At 65.1% G+C, this 11,636-nt stretch carries 8 protein-coding genes and 1 pseudogene; 3 read left to right on the top strand and 6 right to left on the bottom strand.

Annotated elements, in window-relative coordinates:
- Both APH44_RS28345 and APH44_RS28340 read right to left on the bottom strand, forming a co-directional pair.
- Positions 1-509, bottom strand: a pseudogene (locus tag APH44_RS28345) (cyclase family protein); the annotation flags it as partial.
- Positions 510-726: 217 nt separating this feature from the next.
- Positions 727-1,638, bottom strand: a complete 912-nt coding sequence (locus APH44_RS28340; protein WP_054895604.1) for a LysR family transcriptional regulator — start codon at positions 1,636-1,638, stop codon at positions 727-729.
- Between the two features lie 212 nt (positions 1,639-1,850).
- On the opposite strand from APH44_RS28340, the gene APH44_RS28335 reads away from it, so the two are divergent.
- Genes APH44_RS28335 through APH44_RS28325 form a run of 3 tightly spaced genes read left to right on the top strand, consistent with a single transcriptional unit; the run spans position 1,851 to position 5,446 of the window.
- Positions 1,851-3,155, top strand: coding sequence for an MFS transporter (locus tag APH44_RS28335; protein WP_054895603.1), 1,305 nt, complete (start codon positions 1,851-1,853; stop codon positions 3,153-3,155).
- 27 nt (positions 3,156-3,182) lie between these two features.
- On the top strand, positions 3,183-4,424 hold the full coding sequence (locus tag APH44_RS28330; RefSeq protein WP_054895605.1) for a Zn-dependent hydrolase: 1,242 nt from the start codon (positions 3,183-3,185) through the stop codon (positions 4,422-4,424).
- Positions 4,424-5,446 carry a histone deacetylase family protein gene (locus APH44_RS28325; protein ID WP_054895602.1) on the top strand — a complete coding sequence of 341 codons (1,023 nt, stop codon included), beginning with the start codon at positions 4,424-4,426 and terminating at the stop codon, positions 5,444-5,446. Before APH44_RS28330 ends, APH44_RS28325 begins: the two co-directional genes overlap by 1 nt.
- 100 nt (positions 5,447-5,546) lie before the next feature.
- Here APH44_RS28325 and APH44_RS28320 read toward each other — a convergent pair whose 3' ends face one another.
- From APH44_RS28320 to aldA, 4 genes are all read right to left on the bottom strand, one after another.
- Positions 5,547-7,202, bottom strand: coding sequence for a GMC family oxidoreductase (locus tag APH44_RS28320; RefSeq protein WP_054895601.1), 1,656 nt, complete (start codon positions 7,200-7,202; stop codon positions 5,547-5,549).
- Positions 7,203-7,256: 54 nt separating this feature from the next.
- On the bottom strand, positions 7,257-8,474 hold the full coding sequence (locus APH44_RS28315) for a mandelate racemase/muconate lactonizing enzyme family protein (protein ID WP_054895600.1): 1,218 nt from the start codon (positions 8,472-8,474) through the stop codon (positions 7,257-7,259).
- Positions 8,471-9,763 carry a nitrate/nitrite transporter gene (locus tag APH44_RS28310; protein WP_054895599.1) on the bottom strand — a complete coding sequence of 431 codons (1,293 nt, stop codon included), beginning with the start codon at positions 9,761-9,763 and terminating at the stop codon, positions 8,471-8,473. Before APH44_RS28310 ends, APH44_RS28315 begins: the two co-directional genes overlap by 4 nt.
- An 82-nt stretch (positions 9,764-9,845) precedes the next feature.
- Positions 9,846-11,270: an aldehyde dehydrogenase gene (gene aldA / locus APH44_RS28305; protein WP_054895598.1), complete on the bottom strand. Its 1,425-nt coding sequence runs from the start codon at positions 11,268-11,270 to the stop codon at positions 9,846-9,848.
- Between the last annotated feature and the right edge of the window lie 366 nt (positions 11,271-11,636).

Raw genomic sequence — 11,636 nt, 5'->3', positions numbered from 1 at the left:
ATGGCCTTGCCGTAGTGTGTGGTCATGTCCAGCACCACGCCGCGGGTCACCATTGGCGGTACCTTTTCGATCCCAAGCTTCGTCACGCCTTCGACCGTGACGAAATCGGCAGCCTTGTTGCCGTTGTAGTAGACGTTGTCGATGCCGATATGGCCGATGCCGTTGAGCTGGGTGCCGACGCCGGTCCAGCCGTTGACCAGTTCATCGTTGAAGGTGAACTTGTTGCGACCGAGGGTCTGGCCGGCCTGTTCGCCGGGCTGGATGTTGTAGAGGTGGAAGCTGCGGTGGCGAAAGGCTGGCAGGTCCTTGCTCACCGGCACGGCAAGGGGGTAGGTCTTGCCGGTCTTGATCAACTCGGCGGCCTGCTTGGCCACGTCGGGGGTGAGCAGGTTGGCCGCGCCGATTTCATCCTGGGCGCCATAAGGCGAGGCTTGCCAGTCGGCGGCCAGTGCACTGTGCGCAGTGGCGGCCAGTGCGGTGGCCAGGAGCAGGGGTTTGAACGCTTTCATGGAATCTCCGAGGTGTGAAATGCAGTCGGGAGATTCTCGGCAGCGGGCGGCCTGGGAAAAAGTAGCGGTCGGGACAATCACTTTTGCCTGTGGGTCAACAGGGTTGCCCATCGCGGGACAAGCCCGCTCCCACAGGAATTGAGCTGGCTTTTAGATTGATGGATGAGGCCGTTGCTTCCGCCATCACGGTGTCCAGCTACCTGAGAACACTCGACAATCACACCTCCAGACACCGCTGCAAAGCCTCGATAAACACCCCCTCTGCCCGACTCAAGCGCTGCTCGCGGTTCCATAGCAGGTGGATATCCACATCGGCAATCCCTTCATGCGGCGCCAGCTTCCATAGCAGCCCGGCCTGCACATCTGCGGCCACCACATGCTCGGGCAGGCACCCTATACCGAACCCTGCGATCACCAGCCGACGCACTTCTTCAAGGCTCGGGGAGGATGCGACGATCCTGCCGGAAAACCCTTGCTGGTCGCGGAAGATGGTCAATGGCGAGAGCATGCCGCCAATCTGGTCGCTGGTGAAACTGACGAAATTCTCCCGTTGCAGGTCGCCTTCCTGGGCGCCGAACAGCGCATGGTGCTTGCCGCAGAAGAAGGCATAGCGCTGGCGCAGGAACAGGCGTTGCTCCAGGCGCGGTTGAGCACGGCGGTTGAGGCTCAGGCCCGCGGTGGCGGTCTTTTCCTGCAGGGCGGCGACGATGTCGGAGCTGCGCATGACGTCGATTTCCAACTCCACCCGTGGGTGCTGGCGATGAAAGTCGGCGAGAAAGTCGTCGAAGCGCTCGCTGACGATACGGCTGATCATCAGCAGGCGCACCTTGCCCACCACTTCGTCAGCAGGCTGCTCCAGCAGCCCACCGATCTGCGACATCTGCCCATACACCTCGCCTGCGAGCTGGAACAGTTGCTCGCCCGTTTCGGTAAGCACGAAGCGTGGGCCACGGCGGGCGATGAGCTGGCGGCCGAGTTGTTCTTCCAGGCGCTTGAGCGCCTGGCTCACGGCAGGTTGCGTAAGGTGCAGGCGAGCGGCTGCGCGGCTGATGGAAAGTTCCTGGCCGATCACGCGGAAGGTGCGCAGCAGGTTCCAGTCGAGGCGGTCGTTGAGCAGGCGGTCGGACATGATGGGCTCGAATTATAAGCGTGTCTAATAGTTCGAATAATAAATAGAAAATTGACTAATCATAGCCCCAGGCCGATAAATCAAGGGCATGCAGGGGCCAGTAAAAGCGGGCTTGCCCGTGAAACGGCCACCCCTGCAGCAAGACCAAGCGCCAAAGAGCGCCACCGTGACCCTCAACTCCTGCCAGAACAACAAGCAAAGGAGCCACCCCCATGCAGCCTTCCGCTTCGCCCCAGCCACGCCGGGCCGCGGCCGCCGCGTTCATCGGCACCATGATCGAATGGTACGACTTCTACATCTACGCCACTGCCGCCGCCCTGGTGTTCGGTGCCTTGTTCTTTCCTTCCGACAACAGCCTGTTCAGCACCATGGCGGCCTTCGGCACCTTCGCCGTGGGCTTTTTCGCCCGGCCATTGGGCGGCATCGTGTTCGGCCATGTGGGTGACCGCATCGGGCGCAAGAAATCCCTGGTCATCACCCTGCTGATGATGGGTGTCGTCACCATCGGTATCGGCCTGCTGCCGACCTACGCACAGATCGGCGCCACCGCACCGGTGCTGCTGATCCTGCTGCGTATCGTCCAGGGCATCGCCGTGGGTGGCGAGTGGGGCGGGGCGGTGTTGATGGCAGGCGAACATGCGCCCAAGGGCCGACGTACCTTTTTCGCATCGTTCGCCCAGCTGGGCAGCCCGGCCGGCTTGATCCTCTCGCTGCTGGCCTTTGGTGCTGTCACCCGCCTTCCGGAAGAAGACCTGATGAGCTGGGGCTGGCGCCTGCCGTTCCTGGCCAGTGCGTTGCTGCTGCTGGTAGGCCTGGCGATTCGCCTGGGGGTCAACGAATCGCCGGAATTCATCGCCAGCCGCGAGCAGGCGCTCAAGGCCCAGCGCAAGGAGCAGGCGCCGGTGCTGGAGGTGCTGCGTACCGCCTGGCGTCCGCTGTTGCTGTGCATCGGTGCCAATACGCTGGGCATCGCCGGCGTCTACTTCACCAACACCTTCATGATCAGCTACACCACCCAGCAGCTGCACCTGGAGCGCGCGCTGATCCTTGAGTGCCTGTTCTTCGTGGCGATCATCCAGTTCTGTGTGCAGCCGGTTGCGGCCTGGCTGTCGGAGAAGCTCGGCGCCACCCGCTTCCTTGCCCTGATGGCGCTGCTGGCGATGGCTTCGCCCTACCCGATGTTCGTGCTGGTCAGCTCCGGGCAGGGGCCGCTGATCGTGCTCGGTATCGCCCTGGCGGCGGCTTGCATGGCGTCGTTCTACGCGGTGATTGCCGGCTTCGTCAGCGGCATGTTCCCGACGCGGGTGCGCTACACCGCGATTTCCCTGGCCTACCAGGTGTGCGGCGCCATCGCCGGTGGCCTGACGCCGTTGATCGGCACCTGGCTTGCCCATCAGTTCAGCGGCCACTGGTGGCCGATGGCGCTGTTCTACACCTTGATCGCCAGCATCTCGCTGGTCTGTGTACTGGCCCTGGCTCGCCAGTATGCCCACAGCCAGCGCCTCGAGCTGGCCTGAAATCCCGATTCGACTGGAGTACCCATGATGTTGAAAAGCAATGGCGAACGCCTGTGGGCAAGCCTGATGGCCATGGCCGAGGTCGGCGCTACCGCCCGCGGTGGCAGTTGCCGCCTGGCCTTGAGCGAGGACGACAAGGCCGGCCGCGAGCTGTTCGCCGGTTGGTGCCGCGAGGCTGGCTTGAGCCTGTCGGTGGATGCCATCGGCAATCTGTTCGCCCGGCGCCCCGGCCTCGACCCGCAGGCCGCGCCCGTGATGATGGGCAGCCACCTGGACACCCAGCCTGAAGGCGGGCGCTTCGATGGCGTGTATGGCGTGCTGGCCGGCCTGGAAGTGGTGCGACGCTTGAACGACCTCGGCATCCAGACCCGCAAACCCCTGGAAATCGCTGTGTGGACCAACGAGGAGGGCGCACGCTTCACACCGGCGATGTTCGGCTCGGCGGTGTTCACTGGCGTGCTCGACCTGCAGCAGGCCCTGGCGATCCACGATGCCGATGGCATCAGCGTCGCCGAGGCGCTGGCCTCCACTGGCTATGCGGGTGAGCGGCCATTGGGCGGGCCGGTGGACGCCTATTTTGAGGCGCACATCGAGCAGGGGCCGATCCTGGAAGACAATGCCAAGAGCATTGGCGTAGTGACGGGCGGTCAGGCGATTCGCTGGCTCGACGTCACGGTCCAGGGCATGGCGGCACACGCGGGCACCACGCCGATGGCCCTGCGCAAGGATGCGTTGTATGGCGCTGCGCGAATGATCCAGGCGGTGGAGCAACTGGCGGTCGACTTCGCCCCCGAAGGCCTGACCACGGTGGGCGAACTGTCCATCGCCAAAGCGTCGCGCAACACGATCCCGGGCGTGGTGCGCTTTACCGTGGACCTGCGCCATCACCGCGACGAAGCCATCGAGGCCATGGAACTTGGCCTGGGTGAGTTGCTGCAGGCTGTCGCCGCCCAGCGCGGGCTGCAGGTAAGCGTCACGCGGCACTGGGTCAGCCCGGCCACCCCGTTCGACGCCGAGTGTGTGGCGACGGTGCAGCGCGCGGTCGATGCCCTCGGCCATACCCAGCAGCGGATCGTCAGTGGCGCCGGGCACGATGCGATTCTGCTGGCGCGCTACTGCCCGACAGCCATGATCTTCATCCCTTGCGTAGGCGGCCTTAGCCACAACGAAGCCGAAGACGTGCTGCCCGACGACGCCCGTAACGGCGCCGATGTATTGCTCAACGCCGTGCTGGCCCGTGCCGGCCGTGTCGAACCAGGAGAGGCCTGATGCGCTGCTATTTCCACCCCGAACAACTGCTGCACCATCCGCGCAGCTACTACTCCCGTGGTGCCATGCGCACCCCCCAGGAAGTCCCTGAGCGCGCTCAGCGCCTACTGCAAGCGGCTCGCGACCTGGACATGGACATCCGCCAACCGCAGGACGCCGGCCTGGCGCCGCTCGCTGCGGTGCATGGCGAGGCCTACCTGTCCTTCCTTCAGGAGGCTCACGCGCGCTGGAAAGAAGTGCCCGAGGATTGGGGCGATGAAGTGATGTCGAACATTTTCGTGCGCGAACCCAACGCCTTGCGCGGCATCCTCGCCCAGGCCGCGCGGTACCTGGCCGACGGCAGTTGCCCGGTGGGCGAGCAGACCTGGCGCTCGGCCTACTGGTCGGCGCAGAGTGCGGTTGCCGGGGCACGGGCGATTCTCGACGGTGAGCGTGCGGCCTACGCGCTGTGCCGACCGCCAGGTCACCACGCACGCTTCGAGGCTGCAGGCGGTTTCTGCTACCTCAACAATGCGGCCGTCGCCGCCCAGGTATTGCGCGAGCGCTACCACAAGGTCGCAGTGCTGGACACCGACATGCACCACGGCCAGGGCATCCAGGAGATCTTCTACGCGCGCAACGACGTGCTGTATGTCTCGGTGCACGGTGATCCCACCAACTTCTACCCGGGCGTGGCCGGCTTTGCCGACGAGCGCGGCACGGGCGAGGGCGAGGGTTACAACCTGAACCTGCCGATGGCCCATGGCGCGAGCGAAGGGGACTTTATGGCGCAACTGGGCATTGCCCTGGATGCGGTGAAGGATTTCGATGCCGAGGTGCTGGTGCTGTCGCTCGGCTTCGATATCTACGAACTCGACCCGCAGAGCAAGGTGGCGGTCACGACCCAGGGCTTCGCCACCCTCGGCGAGCGGATTCGCGAGCTGGGGCTGCCGTGCCTGATCGTGCAGGAGGGCGGCTATCACCTGCAGAGCCTGGAAGCGAATGCCCAGGCGTTCTTCGCTCAAACGAGTGACTGGCGCTGAGATTGACATCCAAATGGATTGTTTTGCCGCGTAAAGTCGCTTTTTTGCTCGTCAAAACCGGGCAAGCTGCTGTGCAGCTCGCCCGATTGGCCGGTGCCGCTCAGGCCGAGCGGCGTTGAGTCTCGGCCATGCTCGGGGCCGTTTGCCCGGCCGATTCGAGAATCAGGTCTGCACCTTTCTCCGCCACCATCATCACTGCCGCGTTGGTATTGCCTGAGGTCACATTGGGGAATACCGAGGCATCGACGATGCGCAGCCCGTCCAGCCCATGCACTGCCAATCGCGCATCCACCACGCTGGTCGACGGGTCGTTGCCCATCGCGCAACTGCCGCACAGGTGATAGATCGATCCGCAGTTCTCGCGAAAGTACTGCAGCATGCTCGCGTCGTCGTCCACCGCCGGGCCCGGCAGCACTTCCTCGACCGTGATCGCGCGCAGCGCCGGGGCCTGCATGATCGAGCGCATCAGACGGCTGCCCTGGATGGCCTCGTCAATGTCTTTCTGCGTGCTCAGGTAGTTCGGATCGATCAGCGCAGGCTCACGCGGATCGCGCGAGGCGATGCGGACTTCGCCGCGGCTGGTCGGTCGGCAGGGGTTGAAGCACAGCAGGAAGCCCGAGTAAGGCTCCGGCTGCAAACTGGCCTTGTTGTTCTTGGGAATCTGGTACGACAGCGGGTTGAAGTACAGCTGCAGGTTCGGGTGCGCCTGTTGGGCATCGCTGCGGAAGAACCCGCCGGACTGGTTGACGCTCAGCGCCAGCGGCCCCTTGCGGGTCAGCAGGTATTGCAGGCCGAGCCTGAGCTTGCCCAACAGCGAGCCGAACACATCGTTTAGGGTCGGGATATTGGCCTTGTAGTAGTAGCTCACGCACAGGTGGTCCTGCAGGTTCTTGCCCACGGCCGGCAGGTGGTGGCGGGTGTCGATGCCGTGCCGGTCGAGCAGGGCGCGGTCACCGATGCCGGACAGTTGCAGGATCTTGGGCGTGTCTACCGCACCTGCCGCCAGGATTACCTCGCGGCGGGCACGAAACTCGCGCGCTACGCCGTTCTGCGAAATGCGGACGCCGACCGCGCGCTTGCCCTCGAGCAGCACCTGTTCGACCAAGGCGTGATGCTCGATGTGCAGGTTCGGGCGCCCCAGCGCCGGGTGCAGGTAGGCGAAGCTGCTGGAGCTGCGTTGGCCGTCACGCACGTTGACGTCGTAGATGCCGGCGCCTTCGAAGTGCTTGCCGTTGAAGTCTTCGCTGCGCGGGTAGCCCAGTTGCTCGCAGCCTTCGAGAAACACATCGCAGATAGGATGGGCCTGGCCCCTCATCGGGGTGATGCCGATCGGCCCGCTGGCACCGTGGTATTCGCTGGCCCCGGCCGGGTGCGATTCGAGCTTGCGAAAATACGGCAGCACGTCCTTGAACGACCAGCCCTCGGCGCCATTGGCGGCCCAGTCATCGAAATCATGAGCCTGGCCGCGTACGTAGATCATCGCGTTGATCGAACCGGAACCCCCTTGCACCTTGCCGCGCGGCGCATACAGGTTGCGCCCGGCCAGATGGGCCTGGGGCTGGGTGTAGTACATCCAGTTGAAGGTGGGGTTGTAGTAGAGCTTGGCGAAGCCCACCGGCAGCTTGAACCATGGCGAGCTGTCCTTGCCGCCGGCTTCGAGCAGCAGCACGCTGTGGCGCCCCGACTCGCTCAGGCGCGCGGCGAGGATGCAGCCAGCCGAGCCTGCGCCGGCGATGATGTAGTCAAAATCGTTCATGTATCGCTAACCCTGTGAATAGAGGGCCGCCCCGAGGCCGGGGCGGCTTGACGCTCAACCTTTGGCCGGCGAGACGTCCTTGACGTCGACCGGATGCGGCGCCATCTGCAGGTGCAGGCGCTCGCCTTGGTAGCCCGAGTGACGCCGTACCACGTCCATGTCCAGCTCGACCCCGAGGCCCGGCTCGCGGGAAGGGATGATGTAGCCGTCCTCCCATTGCAGAGGCTTCTTGAGGATTTCGGCGTGGAAGCCATCCCAGGTGCCGATGCTTTCCTGGATCAGGAAGTTCGGCGTGCAGGCCGCCAGCTGGAAGCTCGCCGCCGCGCCGATCGGGCCGTTGTAGAGGTGCGGGGCGATCTGCGCGTAGTAGGCCTCGGCCATGCTGGCGATCTTCTTGCCTTCGAGCAGGCCGCCGCAGCGTCCGACGTTCATTTGCAGGATCGACGCACCGCCCGCCTGCAGCAGCTTGAAGAACTCGTACTTGGTGGTCAGGCGCTCGCCGGTGGCAATCGGAATGCTGGTCTTGGCCGCGACCTGAGCCATGGCTTCTTCCTGGCCCGGTGGGATCGGCTCTTCGAACCACAGCGGATCGTATTTTTCCAGGCGCTTGGCCAGGCGGATCGCCGACGACGGCACCATCTGCCCGTGGGTGCCGAACAGCAGGTCGCAACGGTTGCCCACCGCTTCACGGATGCGCTTGCAGAAGGTTTCGCAGCGCTCCAGCACCTCCAGCGACAGCTGATGGCCGGAGAACGCGGTGTAGGGGCCGGCCGGGTCGAATTTGAGCGCGGTGAAGCCCAGTTGCATGTTCTGCACGGCGCACTCGGCGGCCAGGTCCGGGTCGCTGTAGTCGTACTCGCCCTGGGCGTTGACTGGGTAGAGGTAGGTGTAGGAGCGCAGGCGCTCGTGCACCTGGCCGCCGAGCAGCTCGTAGACCGGCTTGTTCGCGGCCTTGCCGATGATGTCCCAGCAGGCCATTTCCAGGCCGCTGACCACGCCCATCATGGTCAGGTCCGGGCGCTGGGTGAAACCGCTGGAGTAGGCGCGGCGGAAGAAGCGCTCGATATGGTGCGGGTCCTGGTCGAGCAGGTAGCGCTCGAACACATCCTCGATGACCGGCACCATGGCGCGCGGATGGAAGGTCGCGGCGTAGATCTCGCCGACGCCCTCGATGCCGCAGTCGGTCTTGAGGGTGACGAACAGCCAGTACATGCCGCCGACATGCGGCGGTGGCACGGCCACCACGTGGGTTTGCAGGGATACGATCTTCATGCTTTGCCCGCCTTGGACTTGATGCGTTTGTTCAGGATGAGGGTGGCGACGACGCCGAGCAGGCCCATCACCACGACGTAGGAGAAGTAGATCTGGTAGCCGAGGAAGCCTGGGAAGTGATCGATGATCCAGCCGTTGAGCAGGGGCAGGAACACGTCAGGCGAGTAGCCGACCAGGGAGATGATGCCGATCGCCAGGCCCGTGACCCGCAGCGGCACCTGGCAGTCGTCGAGGATGGCCCAGTACAGGCCGCGGATGGCGTAGGTCATCAGGCCGATGAAGATCACCAGGAACACCAGCACGCCCAGCACCCGCAGGCTCGGCAGCACGATCAGGCCGATCATGCCGACGGCGGCGAGGACCATGGCCCAGGCCAGCACACCGGTCTTGGAGAAGCGGTCACCCAACCAGCCGCCGCCGATGCCGCCCAGCGGGCGCATCCACAGCTTGATGGTGGTGATCAGGCCGGCGGCGGTGGCGCTGAGGCCGAAGCCACCCTCCTGCAGGTAGGCCGAGAAGCTGTAGGTGGCCCAGAAGAAGTGGTAGCCGCAGAACACGATGGCAGTGACCAGCCACAGTTCCGGGATCGCCATCAGGGTGCGCAGGTCGTGCAGCAGGTTGGCCTTTTCGCGGGCCTGCTGGGCGCTGCTCTTGACCTGCGGGTCGCGCACCAGCATCAGCGCCAGGCCCAGGATCACGCAGCAGGCGGCATAGAAGTGGATGACCCGGGTCAGGCCCACGGCGCTGCCACCGGCACTGTCGGCGACCTGGGCGAACAGCGCGATGGCGATGGTCGCCAACAGCGCCTCGACCAGGCCACGGCCGCCATCGAGCACACCGAAGAAGCGGCCTTGTTCGCTTTCACCCGCGATCATCTTGACTCGCTTGATCAGCGAGGCCCAGAAGGTCAGGCCGGTGGTGATGCCAAAGCCGCAGAAGATCGCCAGCAGTGCTTCGAAGCCTGGCAACTGGGCGTACCAGACGCCGAGCAGGCCGGTGCCGACCAGCGAGAAGCTGATCAGGAAACGCGGTGAAATGCGGTCGGCGAGCCAGCCGCTGGGCAGGTAGCTGACCAGGAAGGCGGTGCCGAGGATCGAGTACAGGTAGCCCAGCTCGCTGTTGCTGATCGACAGCGCCTCGAGCATGGTGCTCTGGTACACCTGGCGCAGGTACAGCATCGGGTAGATGGCGCCAGCGGCCAGCACCAGCAGGGCCAGTTGCAGGTAGCGTGAGAAGTTGGCAGAAGTGCTGGGCACGCTGAGCGCCTCGGGGTTTATTGTTTTTTTCATTGTTGTTCTCGTGGGCGGATCTGTCGTCGGGGTTGTCGCCGGGCAGTGGAGCAGGGCACGCAGGCAGCGTGCCCTGCGCGGGTCAGTACTTGAGGACCACCAGGCGGGTCTGGGTGAATTCGAGCATGCCGTGCTTGCCGTCATCGCCGCCCAACCCCGAGCGTTTCCAGCCGGCGTGGTAGCCCTGGTACGGATCGGCAGGCGTGCGGTTGACGTACAGCTCGCCAGCCTCGATGGCGTTGGCCAGCTTCATGGCGCTGCGGTAGTTCTCGCTGTAGAGCACCGACGACAGCCCGAACTGGTGGTCGTTGGCCATGGCCAGGGCCTCGTCGAGGGTGTCGTAGGCCAGTACCGGCAGCACCGGGCCGAAGGTCTCTTCCTGGACGATTTCCATGTCCTGGCGGCAAGCGCTGAGCAGGGTCGCGGGGTAGAAATTGCCTGGGCCCTCGGGCAGGTAGCCGCCGGCTTCGATACGGGCCCCGGCCGCCACGGCGCGCTGCACCTTGGCGTGGATCTCCTCGCGCGAGCCTGCACTGATCAGCGGGCCCATGCAGGCGGCATCCTCGGCGCGGTTGCCGATGCGCACGGCGGCGAACTTGTCGCGCAGCAGGTCAAGGAAGCGCTGGTGCACGCTGGCCTGCACATAGACGCGCTCGATGGCGGTGCACAGTTGGCCGCAGTGGGTGGTCTTGGAGGCGACGATGGCGGCGGCAGCGGCCTCCAGATCGGCATCGGCCTCGATGATGGCCGGGGTCTTGCCGCCCAGCTCCAGCGAGGGCTTGGCGATGTTGGCCTTGCAGTATTCGAGCACCGTGCGCCCGGCGCGCACGCTGCCGGTGAGGGTGATCATGCCGACCGCCGGCTGGGTGCAGAGGGTGGCGGCGACATCGTGCTGCATGGCCAGGATGTTGATCACCCCGTCGGGCAGTTGTGCCTGTTGCACGGCGCGGGCGATGGCGAAGGCCGACAGCGGGGTGTTGTTGCTTGGGCGCACGACGACGGTGTTACCGGCGATCAGCGCCGGGGCAACCTTGCGCAGCAAGGTGTAGACCGGGTAGTTGAACGGGATCAGGCAGGCGACCACGCCGATGGCTTCGCGCTTGAGCAGGAGGGTTTCGTCGCGGGTGTCGCTGGGGATCACTTCGCCTTCGATGCGACGTGCCCATTCGGCGTGGTAACGGGTGATCTCGGCGGCGTACAGCGCCTCGTTGCGGGCTTCGCCGGGGGCCTTGCCGGATTCGCAGGCCAGCGCTGCACCGATGTCGTCGGCGCAGGCTTCGAGGGCATCGGCCAGGCGGCGCAGGTGCTGGGCACGCTCGATCGAGGGCAGGGCAGCCCAGCTGCGCTGGGCGCGGCTGGCGGCTTCGACGGCCTGGATCGCCTGGGCAGGGCTGGCGGCGCTGACGCTGCCGACCTGCACGTCGGTGGCCGGGTCGAACACGCTCAGGGCGGGTTGCTCGGGGGCGACGACGAAGCGACCGTCGATGAAGTTGTGCTCTGTACGCATGAAATTGTCCGCTTGCGGGGTGAACGGGCCCACAAGGGGCTGGCTAGCGGGCACGGGGCGGCGCTGGCGCAGCGGTTTTTCTTGTGGGTTATGGCGAACAATTTGTCGCAGGCAGGGGCGGGGAACAAACGATTAATGCGTGGGGGTAATGTGCTTTAAATGCATGTTACTTGGGGGTGGTGGGGACTGCTTCGCGGGCAAGCGGGGCGCCGAACCGCCACTCCTGCGGGTACCCCAACGACTCTGAAATCGGCGCGGTACCTGTGGGCACCTGTCTTGCTCAAAAATCCAAGGCCAGCCCAATCCCTGTGGGAGCGGGCTTGTCCCGCGATCACCGGCGTAGCCGGTGCCATGCTCCGCGGTGTT

The sequence above is a fragment of the Pseudomonas sp. NBRC 111143 genome (assembly GCF_001320965.1).
In the GTDB taxonomy this organism is placed as follows: domain Bacteria; phylum Pseudomonadota; class Gammaproteobacteria; order Pseudomonadales; family Pseudomonadaceae; genus Aquipseudomonas; species Aquipseudomonas machongensis.
This window is presented reverse-complemented; position numbering and strand designations above follow the sequence as displayed.